13 protein-coding genes and 2 pseudogenes are annotated in these 18367 nt (G+C 60.9%); 13 read left to right on the top strand and 2 right to left on the bottom strand.

Annotated features, from left to right (window positions below):
• The coding region (locus HHL27_RS18490; protein ID WP_206069699.1) for a hypothetical protein at positions 1-1557 on the top strand (1557 nt) is incomplete at its 5' end.
• The gene (locus HHL27_RS18485; RefSeq protein WP_169494868.1) at positions 1557-3380 is read left to right on the top strand and encodes a ShlB/FhaC/HecB family hemolysin secretion/activation protein; all 1824 of its coding nucleotides are present in this window, start codon (positions 1557-1559) and stop codon (positions 3378-3380) included. The genes HHL27_RS18490 and HHL27_RS18485, both read left to right, overlap by 1 nt.
• A 107-nt stretch (positions 3381-3487) precedes the next feature.
• Here HHL27_RS18485 and HHL27_RS22525 read toward each other — a convergent pair.
• Positions 3488-3795 (bottom strand): annotated as a pseudogene (locus HHL27_RS22525) (transposase); the annotation flags it as partial.
• Positions 3796-4035: 240 nt separating this feature from the next.
• Between HHL27_RS22525 and HHL27_RS18480 the strand changes: the two are divergent.
• From HHL27_RS18480 to HHL27_RS18435, 10 genes and pseudogenes are all read left to right on the top strand, one after another.
• Positions 4036-4750: pseudogene (locus HHL27_RS18480) on the top strand (IS6 family transposase).
• Positions 4751-4994: 244 nt separating this feature from the next.
• The gene (locus HHL27_RS18475) at positions 4995-7685 is read left to right on the top strand and encodes a LuxR C-terminal-related transcriptional regulator (protein WP_169494867.1); all 2691 of its coding nucleotides are present in this window, start codon (positions 4995-4997) and stop codon (positions 7683-7685) included.
• A gap of 9 nt (positions 7686-7694) precedes the next feature.
• On the top strand, positions 7695-9152 hold the full coding sequence (locus HHL27_RS18470; protein WP_169494866.1) for an SRPBCC family protein: 1458 nt from the start codon (positions 7695-7697) through the stop codon (positions 9150-9152).
• Positions 9153-9207: 55 nt separating this feature from the next.
• Entirely contained in the window at positions 9208-9972 is a 765-nt protein-coding gene (locus HHL27_RS18465; RefSeq protein ID WP_169494865.1) for a ThuA domain-containing protein, read from the top strand.
• Positions 9969-10748, top strand: coding sequence for an SDR family NAD(P)-dependent oxidoreductase (locus tag HHL27_RS18460; RefSeq protein ID WP_338114947.1), 780 nt, complete (start codon positions 9969-9971; stop codon positions 10746-10748). Before HHL27_RS18465 ends, HHL27_RS18460 begins: the two co-directional genes overlap by 4 nt.
• A 23-nt stretch (positions 10749-10771) precedes the next feature.
• Complete coding sequence (locus HHL27_RS18455) at positions 10772-11230, top strand: nuclear transport factor 2 family protein (RefSeq protein ID WP_169494863.1); 459 nt, start codon at positions 10772-10774, stop codon at positions 11228-11230.
• A 3-nt stretch (positions 11231-11233) separates the two neighbouring features.
• Positions 11234-11974, top strand: a complete 741-nt coding sequence (locus tag HHL27_RS18450; protein WP_169494862.1) for an SDR family oxidoreductase — start codon at positions 11234-11236, stop codon at positions 11972-11974.
• A 153-nt stretch (positions 11975-12127) separates the two neighbouring features.
• Complete coding sequence (locus HHL27_RS18445; RefSeq protein ID WP_169494861.1) at positions 12128-14500, top strand: TonB-dependent receptor domain-containing protein; 2373 nt, start codon at positions 12128-12130, stop codon at positions 14498-14500.
• 2 nt (positions 14501-14502) lie between these two features.
• Positions 14503-15414: a nuclear transport factor 2 family protein gene (locus HHL27_RS18440; RefSeq protein ID WP_169494860.1), complete on the top strand. Its 912-nt coding sequence runs from the start codon at positions 14503-14505 to the stop codon at positions 15412-15414.
• Positions 15415-15506: 92 nt separating this feature from the next.
• Entirely contained in the window at positions 15507-16223 is a 717-nt protein-coding gene (locus tag HHL27_RS18435) for an IS6 family transposase (protein WP_169494859.1), read from the top strand.
• Between the two features lie 179 nt (positions 16224-16402).
• Here HHL27_RS18435 and HHL27_RS18430 read toward each other — a convergent pair whose 3' ends face one another.
• On the bottom strand, positions 16403-16645 hold the full coding sequence (locus HHL27_RS18430; RefSeq protein WP_169494790.1) for a hypothetical protein: 243 nt from the start codon (positions 16643-16645) through the stop codon (positions 16403-16405).
• Between HHL27_RS18430 and HHL27_RS18425 the strand changes: the two genes are divergently transcribed.
• Positions 16574-18340 (top strand): CHASE2 domain-containing protein, encoded by a 1767-nt coding sequence (locus tag HHL27_RS18425; RefSeq protein ID WP_338114951.1) that lies wholly within the window; start codon positions 16574-16576, stop codon positions 18338-18340. The two genes, HHL27_RS18430 and HHL27_RS18425, sit on opposite strands and share 72 nt — an antisense overlap.
• Positions 18341-18367: the final 27 nt, after the last annotated feature.

Here is an 18367-nt window from a genome sequence, read left to right as displayed (position 1 = left end):
CTGACGATGGACGGAGCAAGCAGCGTCAGCTCGAGCACAGCAGGCTCAGGCCGAGCCGGTACCGTCTCTATCCAGACGGCAAGCATGACCCTGGCTGGCAATAGTGAAATACGCACAAGCAGCTCATCCAGCGGGCAGGGAGGTTCTATCGATATCTCCGCGCGCGATGCTCTCAATGTCGCGGCTGGTACAATTGCTTCGGCTGCGCTTGCCGGATCGAGTGGTGGTGCAGGAACGATCCGCATCCGTGGTAACACCATGGCGGTTGGGGCTGCGGGGATTGTCAACTCATCGACCGCGGGTTCGGGAGCTGCGGGCAAGATCGACATTGGGGTGACTGACCTTACGGTCGGAGGCTTGGTGACTACAGCGACCAGCGCTGAAGGCGTAGCTGGTCAGGTGCTTATCAATGCGCAGTCGCTTCGTGTGGATGGTGGTACGATCCGTTCGGACGTGCTTCTCGAAAGTGCGACGGGGGATGGCGGCAGTGTGTCGGTTGTGGCGCCGACCATTGCCCTTGCCAATGCTGGCGTCATCTCCTCTTCGACAGTGTCTGCAGGAAATGCCGGGAGCGTGTCGCTCGAAGCAGACAACCTGACGATGGACGGAGCAAGCAGCGTCAGCTCGAGCACAGCAGGCTCAGGCCGAGCCGGTACCGTCTCTATCCAGACGGCAAGCATGACCCTGGCTGGCAATAGTGAAATACGCACAAGCAGCTCTGCTGCAGGTGAAGCAGGTTTGGTATCTGTTCACTCGCAGAATTTGGTCATGAATAATTCCGCTATAAGCTCGAATGCGGAAAATGCACAGTCGGGCACCTCAGGAAATGTTCAGATTGTTGCTGAGAACCAGCTTATTATCGTCGATGGCGCATCGATCACAACGACATCTGCCAACTCATCCGCAGCAGGGGCTATTGCTATAGATACCGGTTCACTATCTCTAGTTGGACGGAATTCGCAGATTGCTACTGAAAATAATTCCAAATTATCTGGGGCAGCGGGGTCAATAGAAATATATTCTGGTTCAACATCGCTAAGCGACGGTGGAACGATCACCAGTAACTCTGCACAAGGGCCCGCAGGTGACATTATCCTTCATTTACGTTCCGATAGCCTTCTCATCTTGCGCGGACGCGAAGATTCGGGCGTGCTCACTACTTCTTCTGTCCCCAAGACCGGTGGTAGAATCACGATCGAAACGCCTTTGGCAATCATTAGCAATGGTGGAAGCATACTCGCCTTGGGCGAAGAGGGGGGCGCAAACGTCAGAATCTCAACCGGCTACTTCATACGATCTGCGGATCGGCTTAACTTACTGTCGGTAAACGGGGTTTTGACTGTAAATACTATAAATAACGACGTCAGCAATGGAATAATAAGCGACAATCTACAGTATGTTGATGCCTCTCGCGTCTTGAAAGCGCAGTGCGCTTCCAACAGATCAAGAGGATCCAGCACGCTACAAATCAAACCTTTACCCATCGACTCTTCCTCAGTTTCGCTAAGAATTTCGGAGGCCATTTTGGGCGTAACGAGATTGTACGGGTGCCGATAATGTGGGGCAAGAAAGCCAGCTTGCTAGCTCTCAGCGCAATTGGATTGAGCCAAACAGCGCGGGCTCAATCCTCTGATCCTGCCCTTGTCGCCGAGCAGCCGGCGCATGCGTCCGCTCCAGGAATTGCGTATTTCAAAAGCTTGAAAATCAAAATTGTAGCAACTCCAAACCATGGGAATTTGATCGCCAATCACTCTCAGATAAGGCTGAGAGATGACGTCAGCAAATTGCAAGTTACAGCCGATAGGGGTCAGATATTAGACAAAACCTGGATCGATAACCAGTTTTATGTAAATGATCTACTTGGCAAATCGGTCGAGGCTGATCGAATTGTGCTACTTATTAAATTAATCAATCAGGTCATACTCGGTGAGGGATATATCAATTCAGGGGTAAGACTTGATGAGCAGTTTCTTCCGCAAAACGGTGAACCACTTGAGCTGAGCCTTGTTCTGGGGCGTGTAAGAAGTGCAGATAAAGATGGCAATCCGGCAGTTGTATGGCCGCGATTTCGCAAGAATGGGCTGACGACCGCTTATGTCGCAGATCGCCTCCCTGCGACGAGAGAAGTCCCATTCAACGCGATGACGCTAGAGCATCAGTTTCGCTTGCTCGCCGATAACCCAGCGATTGCTACCGTCAACGCCGACCTTCGCGCTGGCGCAAGTGTTGGCACTGCAGAAATAACAGTTTCAGTCGAGCCAGCCGCTCGATGTGATCTTTACGCTGCGATGGCTAATAATCGGTCCCCATCCGTTGGGGGGGTGCGATATGCCATCGGAGCCACTGTTAGGAATGTTGGACATCCCGGCAGCTACATAAGCACAGAAATAGGGAAAACTCGAGGCTTGAACGATGGTGTAATTGCGATCGAGTTTCCCGCTGTTTCGCCAAAAATAAACATTGTATTGAACGGTAGTTTTAATCAAGCTTCGGTCATAGATCGGGCACTTCTCCCATTGGACATCAGATCACAAGACTGGTCGGCTTCGGGGGGGATGAAATATAACGTTTTTGAGAGACCGCTATTACCTGGAAACAGTGTAATTTCGGCTAAGTCGGCGATCAAAGTTACTCTGAGCGCTTTGGTGATACATCGTGAGTCGCGAACCGAGCTTTTAGGGGAGCCGTTCTCCTTCAGCCCCGGTTCAAACGATGGGCTCGCGAAATATACCGCTTTCCGCAGTGGTATTGATTTGATCCAGCGCAGCACCAAGCATGTGCTGGCGGGATCCATTGGTCTCACGGTAGGTATCGATGGGTCGCGGTCAAGTGCCTTTGGCGTCTTGACACCCAAACGGCATTTTATCGCCGCAGCTGCTCAGGTGAACTACGCAAGGAGAATAGATAATAGCGGCCTTGAGCTGCGCGGACGAATGTTTGCACAATTAGTGAATAGCATTCTTTATTCTTTAGAGCGTGTAGCGGCTGGTGGGCAAGACACAGTCCGAGGCTTAAGAGAAAGCGCGCTACTAGCTGACCAGGGAGTAATTGGCTCGATTGAGCTAGCAAAATCGTTCAGCATTGTTTCGCGAGGGCCCACCGCCCGAAAGGTGAGCGAAAAAGACCTTAGCCTGTCAGTATTTTTGGACGGTGCTTGGATAGGCAACAAAGGCAGGCTCCAGCCAGAGCGCCGATGGCTCTCAAGCATAGGAGTCGGAGCCTCATGGTCACCTGTCAACGGGGTTAGCGCTAAGGCTTCATATGCAAAGACTTTTGTGACCTTAGCACAAGCAAAGGCTTCAGATCTTCAGGATCGAGGTTTTCAATTCCAGATTGTTTTTAGGCCGTTAGAGTTTATCGCCGCCCACGGCGAGCGATAGGCGTAAAGACACTGCGTGTTGGCCTTCAACTCAAATTACGCTTTCTGTGATGCCAAGGACCCGATTTGCACGATGTTTGTCTGTTGGACTGGTGCTGATTTCGATCACTACGGGTCATAGCCACGCGGCCTGAAGTAGTTTGTGCATTCGTCCGGCTGGAAGATATCGACGTGTTTGCGGGTCAGGTCCCGGAGGCGGCTAACGGTTCGCTCGCCGATCTTGCGGAGCATGGCCGTGCTTGGAGAGGGCTTTCTCGATCGAGTTAAATCCGGGGCTTTAGTGTGGAAGGAAGCGCATTTCGCGCGTTCCGCTTCGATCTTTTGGCGGACTGGCGCTCGCGCGTGGGTCTGTGGCTCGATAGGTTGTCGATTATGACGATGTCGCCGGGGGGCAGTTCGAGAACGCGGACACGCGCATCTGGGTGCCATAGACTTTGAGCCAGTTGCCGTTGGAATTAATAGAGGACGCTAAGCTCGGAACCGTTTCAAATTCTCGACGCTATACGGATGATGCGAAAGCATCATTGGAGCGAAGAGCGAGCACTAGCCCGGACGGTCGACGACCGTTCGGGCAATTTTTAACGGGCTTTCGAAACGGCGGTGTCAAAAGGATTGCACCGCTGGCGGTAGGGGGCGGGGAGGGGTAGGTCTTGCCCATGCCCCGTCCTTGCAAACCAGCCAATCCGTTCCGGTATTTGCACTCCTCGCCCGAGGTGATCCGGCTCGTGGTTATGATGTATGTGCGCTTTCCGCTGAGCCTGCGGAACGTGGAAGATCTGCTGTTCGAGCGCGGCATCGATATCTGTCATGAGACGGTGCGGCTGTGGTGGAACCGGTTCGGGCCGATGTTCGCAGCCGACATCCGGCGCCAGCGTGAGCCGGATGCGGGGTTTCCGACACTGGAAGTGGCACCTCGACGAGGTCTACGTGAAGATCAGCGGCGAGATGCATTACCTCTGGCGCGCCGTGGACCAGGAGGGCGAGATCCTGGAGTCCTACGTCACCAAAAAGCGCGACAAAGCAGCCGCTTTGCAGTTCCTACGCAAGGCTTTGAAGAGCCACGGCCAGGCGGAGGTCATCGTGACGGATGGCCTTCGGTCGTATCCGGCAGCGATGAAGGAACTGGGCAACGAGCACCGGCGCGAGGTAGGACGCCATGCGAACAATCGGGCTGAGAACTCACACCTGCCGTTTCGACGAAGAGAGCGTGCCATGCAGCTGTTTCGGCAGATGAAATCGTTACAGAAATTCGCCTCCGTGCATGCCTCGATCCACAACCACTTTTCCCAGGAACGCCACCTCGTCGATCGACATACCTACAAGCTTCGCCGCTCGGCCGCACTGGCCGAGTGGCAGAACCTCATGGGCTGACGTCGCGTGCGGCAAAGGGGGCGCTTTGTCAGGAGCGAACGTTTCGCATCAGACTGACACCTCCGGCCGGACAGATGACCGCACCCTGTCAGATTAAATCATCAAGCCACAAACCCTCGTGCTGCGCAGGGGCCATCCACGGATGACAGCACCGTGAGACGACAAAAACTGCTATTTGTTCCGGCAGACACTACAGTCTCGGTCTGCCAATAAGATTACATTGCATGTGCCTGGGGAGACTGGGATGGCCAGTGGGCTTTTGCTGCCGAGCGCGATAGAAGTGCCGCGCTTCAAGGGCAAATGGGTGGTGCCAGCCGCCTTGCGCGATTTGGGTGAGGCGACCGATGCCTGGCGCATCGTCATGATCACCGCTTCGCCGGGCAGCGGCAAGACCCGGCTGATGGCGCGGCTGCACGCACATCTGGAAACGAACCTGCAGTTGTCCTGCTGGCTGCGCGTGGCGCCCGACGTGCGCGGGGCGGGCACGCTGTGCCGGCAGATCGCGACGGTATTGGTGCGCGTGGTTCTGGGTCAAAAGAGCGCGACAGCAGCGGTGCTGATGGCGCCCAGCGTCGATCCCGATGTGCTGATGAGCGTTGCACTGGGCGAAGTGGCTGCGTTCGGCGGCAGCATCGCGGTGTTCCTCGACGATCTGCATGCCGCTGACGCTAATGCGGTGGGCGATGTGCAGCGATTGCTGGACGGCGCGCCGCACAACTTAAGAGTGATCATGTCCTCTCGCACGCCAACAACCCTGCGGTTGGCGAAATGGCGCAACCACGATGCCCTGCTGGAAATAGACGACAACGCGCTCGCGGTGGATTTCAAGCAGATCGGCGAATTGGTGGCCGAAGCGGGCGCCGCGCCGCTGACGCTGGCGGAAACGCGCGCACTGTGGGCGCGATCGGGCGGGCGCGTTTCTGCCGTGCGGCTGCTGGCACGCAACCGCGTGCGGCGCGATGGCGGCCAGACGGCGAGCGATGCGGGGGGATTTGCCATCGGCCGCGATATTCTCGCCTATTTCGAGGAGGAACTGTTCGCCGATCTGTCGGACGAGGCGCGGGGGGCGCTGGACGCGATGATGGTTCCGCACCGGCTGGATCACGACCTGATGGTCGCGCTGGTAGGCGGGGGGGATCAGGCCGAAAGCCATATCCGCGAATATCGCTCGCACGGATTGCTGACCCGCCGGTCGCACGGGCAGGGCACGACCTATGAGGCCGTTCCGTTGCTGATAGACGTGCTGCGCGCGCAGAGCCTCTATGGGGCAGAAGAACTGACCGCGCTGCACCACCGCTGCTGCGACTGGTTCGAGGCGCGGGGCAATTTGGCGCTGGCTGCGGCGCACGCAATGGATGCGGGCGACGCGGCTCGCGCCATCGCGCTGGTAGAGCGTTGTGGCTTTGCCATGATTGCACATGGGCAGGTCCACGAACTGCAGGTCTGGATCGAGCGGTTTGCGATTGCTGACTTGCGCAAGCACCCGATGGCGCTTCTGGCCGTGGCGTGGGTGCTGTCGCTGCTCTACCGCCTGGATGAGGCCGAGGCGCTAATCGCGCCGCTTGAGGCGGAGCTGGCGGACGATCCGGCGTTATGCGCCGCGGTGGACGCCAATCTTGCCGCACTGCGCGTTATGATTCATTCCATGCGAGACGACTTCACGCGGGCGAGCGCCGAAGGGCGGTTGTGGCGCGCACGCTATCCGCAATCGAACGATTGGTTCGGGCGCGTGGTGGACAATTCCATAGCATTCTGTCTTGCGCTGACGGGCGACGTGGCCGAGGCTCGGCTGACGCTCGACAGCGCATATCTGCCCGCGTCGTATGACAGCAACCCTTATGCGACGATCTATGCGCGCTGCATTCTGGGCCTGATCGATCTGCGCGACGGGCAGGTGCGCCATGCCGAGCGCCACTTTGCGGGCGCGCTGAAACGGGCGGAGGCCGACATGGACCCGCAATCGACCGGCACCGTCATGGCTGCGGGCCTGCTGGCGGGCGCACTGTATGAACAGAACGAGCTGGCGCGTGTGGAGCAAATCATCGAGGGCTTTGCATGGTCGCTGCATGCCCATCTGTTCACAGACGCGCGGTTCCAGGCCTATCGCGCCAAGGCGCGCATCCGGTCAGCCAAGGGGCAGTATCGCGCGGCGATCACAGCACTGGAGACGGTGCTCGACGCCGGCCCAGCGATCCGACTGACGCGGGTGCATATCGATGTACTGAGCGAGAAGGTGACCATCGCGCTCAACCATCACGATACACGGATGGCCAGCGCCTATATTCGCGCGCTGGTGGAGCAACGCGACAACCTGTTGGCTGGCGGTCTGCTCCATGCCTATGCAGAAGCCGCGGTGCTGGGGGCACGGGCGCATTTCGATATCGAGATCGCGGCACCGGAACGCGCCGTGGAAATGCTGCGGCGGGCAGTGAAACTCGACCTGGCCGGCGGATGGAAAGTGCGCGCCATGCACCATGCGGTCCTGGGCGTGCGGGCACTGCACCGTGCGCAGCGGACGGAGCGGGCGCGGAGCCTGATGAAGCGGCTGGTCCGCCAGGCCGCCGGCAGCGGTATCTTGCGTACGATCATCGATGGCGGGCGGGACATCCAGAGCGTGTTGGATGGCCTTTTCGCGCGCAGCTGGCAGCCCGAAGACCGCAGGCAGGCGCGTTTGTTGCAGGAACTGCGCGAGGCGTTCGATCCTGACCTTGCCCCGCGTGACCAAGGCGCGGTCGAGGCGCGCGAATCTGCCGACCCGATGCTGACCGAGCGCGAGGTGCACCTGGTGCGCTTGGTGCGCGCCGGGCTGACCAACCGCCAGATCGCCGAACGGATGCGGGTGAGCGAGAACACCATCAAGTGGCATCTCAAGAACGTGTTCGAAAAGGCCAGCATTTCCCGACGGTCGGAACTGGCGAGCCTTGTGCTGAACTGACGGCACGCGGTGGGGCGCGCTCTACCCACCCTACCCAATCGAGAGGGTGGTTTTGCGCAGGCGAGGGCGCAGCCAGTGTTCTTGACGGATGACAAGAACGAATGGCGCTTACGCCAGGGGAGAACACCGATGACAGGCGATGACGACTTTCGGATCGATCCGTCGTGGTACTGGACGCCCGAACGCGCCGGGCAGGAATGGGATTCCATGTGGACCCGACTGTGGCACATGGGCCCGCGCGAGGAAGAGCTTCCCGAAAGCGGTGACGTGTTCGTGCACACGTTGGGGCGCGAGAGCCTGCTGTTCGTTCGGCTCGCCGATGGGAGTGTGCGTGGATACTTCAACGTTTGCCGTCATCGCGGAAACCGGCTGTTGCTGGGTCCGGATGGCCCGGCGTTTGCACCAAAGTTCACTTGCGCGTTCCACGGGTGGGAGTTCGATCTCGACGGCAGCCTGACGCATGTTCCCTACAAGGAGCGGTTCGATCCGGCGGTGATCGATGATCCGGCCTGTACGTCGCTCAAGACCTTCCGCGTGGAAAGCTTTGCAGGATGGCTGTGGTATACGCTGGATGAAGAAGCGCCGCCCTTGGCTGAATACCTCGGGCCGATTGGCGAGCGGCTGGCGGCCTACCAGATGGAGAAGGCCCGTATCATCGATTACAAGACGTTCGAATTCGGCTGCAACTGGAAGACCACTGTCGACGCCTTCAACGAGAGTTATCATTTCCAGGCGCTGCATTCGGAAGTGCTGGCCTGGGGCAATGAGGATGCCCCTATCACGCTGCTGGGCATCCACAGCTATATGGTCAATGAATATGGGCGGCCGAGCCGCTTGTACCCCGAGCGCGAGAGGCTGAACCCGTCGCTGGAAACTCTGTTGAGCGCCAGTGGCATCGATCCTGCGACCTTCACCGGCAAGGCGACGGATGTGCGTGCGGCCGTGGCGCAGGCGAAGCGGGCGAAGCAGGGCAATTGCGTGTTTCCCTATGAAGGGTTGAACGACAGCCAGTTGACCGACGCCTATCACTATCAGTTGTTTGCAACGACACACTTCAACCTCTTCCCTGAATTCTACGTCGCGCTGCGCTATCGCCCGCATCCCGATGGCGACCCCGAGAAGATGTATTTCGATTTCATCATGTGCGCTCCGCTTGAAGACGGCGAGGTGGCACCGCCTTACGAGCACCGCGTGGTGCGCGGCGGGCAGGAAGCTGTGGAAGACGTGCTGAAGTGGGGCATTCGCCAGCATCCCGTGGTCAACCAGGTGCTGGGTCAGGATGTTGATTTGGTTGAACATGTGCAGAAGGGGCAGCGCTCGCAGAGCTTTCACGATGCCATCTTCAGTTCCGACGAACGGCGAATCACGCACTTCCACCACAATATCGACCAGCTGATCCGGGGGCGTTCGGTACGCGATCTGATCGCGACCAATCCCATCGAGCTGGACGCGCATCCGGGCATCTGAAGGGACAGCCCCAGCGGGCAAAGCCGCGGGGTGAACGGGAGAAGGGAAACTGGCAATGGCGGCAAGGCGGATTCACGTCGTCTGCGGTGCGCCCACGCATGACACCAACTATGTCCGGCTCGAACTGCTGAAGGCGCTTCAGGGGTTCGAGGATGCGTGGGTGTCGGTCGGCGACGACTTTTCGAATCTGGACAAGATTGCGGCTGCGGACGGGCTCGTTGCCTACACGTGCAATGTCTCTCCCGATGGGGCGCAACTTGATGCGCTGGAGGCGTTTCTGGCGCGCGGCGGACGGCTGTTTGCCATGCACGCCACCAATGCGCTGATCCGCTTTACCGATGGCCCGCGAATCGTGGCGCAGGGCATCGCAATTCCGGGGCAGGTGGACACAACCGATACCAACCCGCGGTTCACAAGCCTGCTGGGCAGCCGCTTTCTGGCGCACCTGTTGCTAGCGCCGATGCAGGTGGAGGTGGTTTCTGACGATCCATTGGTGGCGGGCATCGCGCCGTTCGTGGTGGAGGACGAGCCGTATATCCTAGAGCTGACCGGACCGGCCGAGGTGCTGCTCAGTTCGCGCTTTAGCGGGTCCAATCCCGGCTATGTCCTGGCCGACTGGCCCGAGCCGCGCGATCATCCCCAGATGTATCTGCGGCAGGTGGGGGCTGGGGTCGTGCTCTATCTCGCGCTGGGGCACAGCAGCGGGCGCCACGACTTCCTGCCATTGATGGAAGAAGGACCGGTAACGCGCGGGCCGTGGGAAGAGGCCGGTTTCCGGCAGGTGCTGGACCGCGCGCTGGCATGGGTTTGCGGCACGTGAGCCGGCAACTGGCCGGGAAGGTTGCCATCGTCCTTGGCGCGGGTGGCGAGGGGAACATGGGGCAGGCGATTGCCCGGCGCTTCGCCGCCGAAGGGGCAAGGCTGGTCGTGAGTGGCCGCACGTTGCAGTCGCTGGAGCCGCTGGCGGCGGCGCTCGACGGCAAGGCCGTCGCTTGTGACATCTGTTCCGCCCCCTCCCTGGAACGGCTGGCGCAAGCGGCGGTCGATGCCTTTAGCCGGATCGATATCGCGGTGGACTGCACCGGGCGCAACTTTGCCCGGCCATTTTTGGAAACGACCGAGGCGGATCTGGCGGCGATGTACGACCTCCAGTTCAAGGGGCCGTTCCAGTTCCTGCAGGCGATGGTGCGGGCCATGACGGATGGCGGATCGATCATCCGCATCAGTTCGGCCGCCAGCACGATCCTGCTGGACGATTATGCGGCGTATCGCGGGACGAAGGCTGCGATGGATCAGGTCGCGCGCAGCGTGGCCGACGAATTTGGCGCGCGCGGCATTCGCGTGAATTCGATCAGCCCCGGGGCGGTACGGACGCCGATGACAGAAGGGGTGTGGTCCTATCCCGGCGTGGTGGAGGCATTTTCCCGGACATCGCCGCTAGGCCGCACGGCGACGGTCGAGGAGATCGCGGCGGCGGCGACGTTCCTGGCCAGCGACGATTGCTTCATGACCGGCGAGAACCTGCACGTGAGCGGCGGCTTGATGCTGCGGCGCAACCCATCGTCAGCGCAGATCCGGGCGGCGATGACAGACTGACAATTCACAAGGAGGTATAGCCCATGGCGCGGCAGGAAAACATCGATCTGCTCAATCGCTACTTTTCGTTGATGCAGGCGGGCGAGTGGCAGGCGGTGGAGGACATGTATCACGACGATATCGTGATCCACATGGCCGGCACCACGCCAGCCTCAGGCCGCCTGGCGGGCAAGGCGGCGGTGACCGACGACCTTATCGCCGAACAGGTGCACGGCGCGATGGTCCCCGAAAAAATCGCCTTTGCCCGGCGCTGGAAGATCATGTGCGCCGACGACGAGCGCGTGGTTGCGATCATGGAGGGCGGCGGGCCGACGAGGGCGGGCGACCTGTATGACCAGACGTACTGCGAGATATTCCGGTTCAAGGACGGCAAGGTCATCGAGATGCACGCATTCTTCGATACCGCACTGGCCGAGCGGGCACTGTTCCACAATCCTCTCGCCACGCCGCGCGACCAAGTCTCCGCGCAAATGGATTACTGAGCTATGGGCCGACTGGAGGGCAAGGTCTGCCTTGTCACCGGCGCGGCGCGCGGAATTGGAGAGGCGATTGCGCGCGCCTTTGCGGACGAAGGCGCGCTGGTGGTGATGACCGATGTGCTGGAGGACCGGCTGGCCGCGCTGGCCGGAGAACTTGAACAGACGGCGAAGGTTCATGACGTGGCCGACGAAGCGGGCTGGGCCGCGCTGGTTGCGGCGATCGGACAGGATTTCGGGCGGCTGGATGTGCTGGTCAACAATGCCGGGTTTGGCTGGCTCAAGCCAGTCACGCAGATCCCGCTGGAGGACTGGCGACGGCTGATGGCGGTCAACCTTGATGGGGTCTTCTTGGGGCTGAAGCACGCCATTCCGCTGATGGCGCGTGGGGGCGGCGGGGCCATCGTCAACATGTCGTCGATGTATGGCACGGTCGGAAATGCAGGCACTTCGGCCTATTGCGCCAGCAAGGGCGGAGTCACCATGCTGACCAAGGCCGTGGCACTGGAATGCGCCGAGGCGGAAAATGGCATTCGCGTGAACAGTATCCACCCCGGCTATGTCGACACGCCATCCGTGGCTGAGACCCTGACCGATGGCCAGCGCGAGGCATTGCGCGTGCTGCACCCACTGGGACGGCTGGCGGATCCTGCAGAAATCGCGCGCAGCGTTGTGTTTCTCGCGTCGGACGATGCCTCTTTTATGACCGGGGCGGAACTGGCCGTGGACGGCGGTTTCACAGCCCGTTGAAGGCACCGTCGCAGCACCCGACCCACCCGCTCACCTACCCATCGGGGCAGGTGGTTTGCGCAAGGGGCAGGGCGGGTAACGGTGAAGCCCTCAAAAAAGCATATAGATGGGAGAAATGCGATGCTTGGGGCAATGTTAAGGACGGGTCTGCTTGTGTCAGCAGCGGGCGTCGCCGTGGTGCCTGCAGCGGTCTACGCGCAGGACAAGCCGACCAGCGATGCCGCGACCGTGCCGGATAGCAGCGAGATCGTCGTGACCGCGCGTCAGCGCAGCGAACGGCTGATCGACGTGCCGGTGGCGGTGACTGCGATGAGCCAGCAGGACTTGCAGCGCTACAACTCGACCACCCTTGCCGACATCGGGCAGGCTGCGCCGCAGGTGCGCATCGCGCAGCAGGCGAGCGGCGGCGGTTCTTCGTTCGTCATTCGCGGCATTGGCTCTTCGACGCTCGATACAGGGTTCGACCAGTCGGTCGCGATCAACGTCGATGGCGTGCAGACGAGCCGCGGACGTTCGCTGCAACAGAGCTATTTCGATCTTCAGCAAGTGGAAGTGCTGAAGGGGCCGCAGGCGCTGTTCTTCGGCAAGAACAGCCCGGCAGGCGTCATTTCGATGCGCTCGGCCGATCCGACGTCGACTTTTTCCATGGGTGCCAACTTAGGCTACGAATTCCGCGCGCACGAGTTGGTGGGCAGTGGCTTCGTATCCGGCCCACTCACCGACACGCTGGGCGTTCGCCTTGCCGTTCAGGCCCGCACCATGCGTGGGTGGATGCAGAATGTGCCTGCTGCGCCGATCCCAAACTGGGAGCCGGCTACTGGCGCGACCATGCTGGCGGCCGACAAGTGGGGCCCGAAACAGCGTGAGGTGATGGGCCGTCTCACGGTGGTGTTCAAGCCGACGGCCGACTTCGACATGAACTTCAAGTTCACTGCGGGCGTTTCGCGCGATAACGGCGAAGGCACCAACGGCGAGATCGTCTATTGCGGGGGCGGTCCGGTGAACGGACTGGTTGATCCGTATGAGGACTGCAAGCGGAACCGCAAGGTCGTCTCGGCCTATGTCCCGCCCGAACTGCTGGCCGGTTATATCGGCAACCGCAGCGACAGTCGGCCTTACGAGGAATACAAGCCGATCCTCGCTTCGCTGACTACGAACTGGAAGTCGGACAAGGTCGCTCTGACCTCGGTGACTGGGTATTACCACTACGAACTGGGATACCTGCAGAACGGCTTCGAGAAATCGAGCTATGCCTACAACCTCGGCTCGCAGGTGGAAAAGTACCGGGCGTTTTCGCAGGAGTTCCGTGGGCTGACCACGTTCGACGGGCCGCTCAACGCGATGGTGGGCCTCTATTATCAGGATACTTCGCTATACAATGGTCAGTCGTTCCGCATCGCGGCGCTGCCGCAAGACCCGGCGACGGGCTATTACCAGAGCATTTCCAAGACCGGCACGCTTTCAGGCAAGACCTATTCCGCATTCGGGCAGCTGACCTACAAGATCCTGCCGAACCTGGAACTGGCGGGTGGCGTGCGCTGGACACACGAGACGAAGGACGTCGACCAGCGCAACACCTATGTGCACCCGCTGCTGGCCGGGCTGTTCCCGATGAAGGAGTTCAGCGGGCACTACAAGGGCAACAACGTTTCACCTGAAGCGACGCTGACCTGGCATCCGACGTCGCACACCACGCTCTATGGCGCGTTCAAGACCGGCTACAAGTCGGGCGGGTTCGGCCTTCCGGCGATCCTCAGCGTGGGCACCGTGGGGTCCGACTTCACCTTCGGTCCCGAAAAGGTCAAGGGCGGGGAGCTTGGCTTCAAGGGTGAATTCATGGGCGGCGCGCTGACGTTGAACAGCGCGATCTACCTTTATGATTACAAGGGCTTGCAGGTCGACATCTTCGACGGGACCAAAATCACCTATCAGGTGTTCAACGCCGGTTCCGCGCGGACCAAGGGCGCGGAAATCAATCTGCGCTACCGGGCGAGCAGAGCCTTCTCGCTGCGCGCAGGGCTGGGGTACAACCAGGCGCGGTATCGCAACTTCGTTTCGGCCTGCTATGCTGGCCAGAGCGTTGCGGGAGGGTGCAACCTTGCGCCTGACGCCAATGGCGTGTTCACGCGGCAGGATCTGAGCGGGGCGCCGCTGGTGCGCGCACCCGACTGGTCGGGCAATATCGGTGTGACGTATGACACCCCGGTGACCGACGGGTTCAACCTTGCCATTTCGGGCGATGCGACGGGGACGTCGAAATACTTCTTCAGCGAAACCGAAGGCGCGGGCACGCGGCAGAACGGTTACTTCAAGCTGGATGCCTCCATCAGGCTTTATCAGCCCGAACAGGGCCTGTCGGTGGCGCTGATCGGCAAAAACCTAACCAACCGCTATGTCATCGCGGGCGGTAGCGACCGCCCTGCCACGGGGGCGGGGGCGGGCACCAACACCGTGACGCCGGGCGACATCATCGGCTATATCGAACGGCCGCGTGAAGTGATGCTTCAGGTCGGCTACAAGTTCTGATAATGGGCAACGGACACGACAACGCCGCGGCCATTCGCGACTACTATCGGGCCATGGGGGAGGGAGACTTCGAGCACGTCGTCTCCCTCCACGACCCGGATGTGGTGTGTTGGATGTCGGGCACCAGCCTTGTTTCGGGGCGGTTTCAGGGGCGTGAACCGCTTTATGCCCATATGGGCGAACACGTCCTCGGCCCGCTGGTGACCGGGACCGAGCCTTATGTGAAATGCTCGCGACTGGTGCTGGTGGACGGCGATTATACGGTCGGCCTTCTGCACGGCGGGCTACCGGCGCGCGATGGCGGGCGATATGATCAGTTTTACCTTCAGATATTCCGTTTCGAGGACGGACTGATCCGCGAGATCGTCGAGTTTTTCGACACAGTGATGGTGGAAACCGTGCTGATGAAGAACCGGCTCGAGCAGCCGCGAGCCAAACCTGCAACACCGTTCGATATTGTGGCACCCGGGTGCCGGTCTGCGCTGGATCGTGAAGGGACCGTCGCACTGGCGCAAAGGTTGACGCAAGCCTTGGCTGACGGGGACTGGGCGGCAGCGCGGGCTTCGCTTGCGCAGGACGTGATAATCCGCGTTATCGGTTCGACGCCATGGTCGGGGCAGAGCGATGATGCCGGTGTGCTCGAACGGATGTTCGAGACGGGGCTGTCAGCGTTCCGAGTCGTGGCCGCCGACAGCGCGTCGGCGGTCGTGCTGGCGAAGGCGCCGGCAGCGCAGAAGCAGCAGTATGGCCTGATCATCGAAACCGATGGCGCAAGCGTTGGTTGCCTGTCGATTTTCCTTGATACTGCAGCCGCTGAGGCGGGGCAGTTCGGGAACCGCATGATCCCCGCCACTTCCCAAGCAATTAATCTGCCGTTCGACGTGTTGGCGTCCTTCACCAGATCGAAGGATTAATTGTTGAGGGGGCAGAGCTAAAGGGACTACACGGCGGTGTCAAAAGGATTGCACCGCTGGCGGTAGGGGACGGGGAAGGGTAGGTCTTGCCCATGCCCCGACCTCGCAAACCAGCCAACCCGTTCCGGTATTTCCACTCCTCGCCCGAGGTGATCCGGCTCGTGGTGATGATGTATGTGTGCTTTCCGCTGAGCCTGCGGAATTTGGAAGACCTGCTGTTCGAGCGCGGCATCGACATCTGCCACGAGACGGTGCGGCTGTGGTGGAACCGGTTCGGGCCGATGTTCGCAGCCGACATCCGGCGCCAGCGGGTGCGCCGCATGCGGGGCTTCAGGCACTGGAAATGGCACCTCGACGAGGTCTACGTGAAGATCAAATGCGAGATGCATTACCTCTGGCGCGCCGTTGATCAAGAAGGCGAAGTCCTGGAGTCTTACGTCACCAAGAAGCGCGATAAAGCAGCCGCTTTGCGGTTCATGCGCAAGGCTTTGAAACGTCACGGACAGGCCGAGGTCATCGTGACGGATGGCCTGCGGTCGTATCCCGCAGCGATGAAGGAGCTGGGCAACGACCACCGCCGCGAGGTGGGGCGCCATGCCAACAATCGGGCCGAGAATTCGCATCTGCCGTTCCGACGAAGGGAGCGTGCCATGCAGTGGTTCCGGCAGATGAGGTCGCTACAGAAGTTCGTGTCCGTGCATGCCTCGATCCACAACTACTTCTCCCAGGAACGCCACCTCGTCGATCGACAGACCTACAAGCTTCGCCGCTCGGCCGCTTTGGTCGAGTGGCAGAACCTCATGGGCTGAGGTCGCGTGGGGCCAAGGGGGCGCTTTGTCAGGAGAGAACGTTTCGCATCAGACTGACACCTCCGCCATTTTCCCGTGATAGTTTGATCTGGTGTCCGGCGCCGGAAAGGGGCTGCGCATCGCTTTGCGAATGACTGGTGATCGGGCGCAAACCGGGTCATACTGCCGGCGCGATATTTTTAGGTGAAAGCGATATGGCGGCCGGAGATGGCGTTCATCGTCCGGCGCATGACAATCAAGCGCACGTAATCGCCTGACAACACAATCGCTGCGGGGGCAAGCGGATGAGGGGTTTGCTGGGAGGCGCCAGATGGCTTGGATTGGCGCTGGCCTTTGGCGCGCTGGCCATCGTGGACTTCGGGCGGTTCGGCTTTTCCCGGATCATCGACCAGCGCGGCGGTGACATCGCGCTGGCGCTTCATGCCCGATCGCGCCCGGCGTCGGATCGGGTCGTGTTCGTCGACATCGACCAGAAGTCGCTCGAGGACATGAACGACCTTGCCGGAAGCTGGCCCTGGCCGCGTTCGGTGCATGGCGAGATCATCGATGCGATCGAACGACAGCATCCGCGCGCGATCGTGTTCGACGTGCTGTTCAACGAACCCGACATCTATCGCCCGGAACACGACGCGGCGTTCGTCGATGCCGTTGCGCGCAATCCCAACGTCTGGCTGGCGATGTCGCTCAACGCCGATGGCGAGGGCGCATGGGTCAGCGCGATGCCGGCGGGTGCGGGCGCAAGGCCCGCCGGGGCCGGCGTGCGCGACGCCCGGGTTCCCCTGATGCTGCCGCTGGTGGTGGCATCGCGGCCGGAGGCGATGCGCGGCGGCCTGATCAATTTCACGCCGGACAGCGACGGGGTGGGCCGGCACCACTCGCTTTGGCTGGAGCGCAAGGGCTGGCGCTTTCCTTCGTTGCCGGCGCAGGTGATGGCGAGCCTTGGCCGGCCCTTGCCGCCGCAGCAGCGCGTGCTGTTGAACTGGCGCAGTTCTTGGCGGCACGTCTCCTTCGCGGACGTCTACCTCGATTCCCTGCGTGAACGACCGCAGCGCCCGCGCGATGAATTCCGCGACCGGATCGTCGTCATCGGTACGGCGGCGCCGGGGCTGCTCGACCTGAGAGTGACGCCGCTGTCCAGCACCTACCCGGGGGCGCAAGTGCTGGCGACCGCGATCGACAACCTCGACCGGGGGGACTGGCTGCGCGAGCTGCCGCGGTCGGCAATGCTGCCGCTGGTGCTCGCCTTGATCGGACTGGTCGGATTGGGCTTTGCCCGGCAGGTGACGGCGGGACGGCTGATGGCCATCCTGATTGGCGCGACGGCTGTCGTGCTGGCAGGCGGGTGGGTTCTGCTGGGGCGCGGCACCTTCGTGCCGATCTTCGCAGCATTGGCCTATGCATGGGCGTTCTACATCGCCGGCGTGGGCCTCGCCTATCTCGAAGAGCGCACGAAGAGGTTGCGCACGTCGCAGATGTTCAAGCGGTTCCTCGATCCCAACGTCGTCAGCGACCTGATCGAGCGTGGCGAGTTCGACCACCGCAACACGGCACAGGCGCGGGAGATTTCGGTGCTTTTCTCCGACATCAGAGGCTTTACCTCGCTGTCGGAGGTTTCGACGCCGGAAGACGTGGTGGCGCTGCTGAACGCCTACTTTTCACGCCAGGTCGATGTCATCTTTGCGCATTCCGGAACGCTGGACAAGTTCATCGGCGACGCGATCATGGCATTCTGGGGCGCGCCGCTGGAGCAGCCCGACCACGCCGTGCGCGCCGTGAACGCGGCGCTCGACATGTCGGTCGCGCTGGAGACGATGCGCGGCCAGATGGATGGGCTGGCGAGCACGCTCGAGATCGGCATCGGCATTCACACCGGACGCGCGGTGGTGGGTTTCATCGGATCCAGCGACCGGCTCGACTACACTGTGATCGGCGACACAGTAAACCTTGCCAGCAGGGTGGAAGGATTGACCAAGGGAATCGCCCGAGTTCTGGTGACGCAAACCACGCGTGACGCTGCGGGTGATGCCTTTGATTGGCGAGACGTCGGTCTCTATTCGGTCAAAGGGCGTGAAGAACAGGTTCGACTATATGAACCATTGCGCAAAGATGATACGTAACTTGAACGATTTCATGGGGAGCATGAT

This window comes from Novosphingobium olei, assembly GCF_012927405.1.
GTDB lineage: Bacteria > Pseudomonadota > Alphaproteobacteria > Sphingomonadales > Sphingomonadaceae > Novosphingobium > Novosphingobium olei.
The sequence above is the reverse complement of the archived record's forward strand: the minus strand, read 5'-3'. Positions and strand labels throughout refer to the sequence as shown.

What these genes read in the sequence shown, in the direction of transcription:
- HHL27_RS18485 (WP_169494868.1), top strand. Translation starts at nt 1,557, where the DNA reads ATGTGGGGCAAGAAAGCCAGCTTGCTAGCTCTCAGCGCAATTGGATTG.
- HHL27_RS18475 (WP_169494867.1), top strand. Translation starts at nt 4,995, where the DNA reads ATGGCCAGTGGGCTTTTGCTGCCGAGCGCGATAGAAGTGCCGCGCTTC.
- HHL27_RS18465 (WP_169494865.1), top strand. Translation starts at nt 9,208, where the DNA reads ATGGCGGCAAGGCGGATTCACGTCGTCTGCGGTGCGCCCACGCATGAC.
- HHL27_RS18455 (WP_169494863.1), top strand. Translation starts at nt 10,772, where the DNA reads ATGGCGCGGCAGGAAAACATCGATCTGCTCAATCGCTACTTTTCGTTG.
- HHL27_RS18450 (WP_169494862.1), top strand. Translation starts at nt 11,234, where the DNA reads ATGGGCCGACTGGAGGGCAAGGTCTGCCTTGTCACCGGCGCGGCGCGC.
- HHL27_RS18440 (WP_169494860.1), top strand. Translation starts at nt 14,503, where the DNA reads ATGGGCAACGGACACGACAACGCCGCGGCCATTCGCGACTACTATCGG.
- HHL27_RS18435 (WP_169494859.1), top strand. Translation starts at nt 15,507, where the DNA reads ATGCCCCGACCTCGCAAACCAGCCAACCCGTTCCGGTATTTCCACTCC.
- HHL27_RS18430 (WP_169494790.1), bottom strand. Translation starts at nt 16,645, where the DNA reads ATGAAGCGCCAGCGCGATGTCACCGCCGCGCTGGTCGATGATCCGGGA.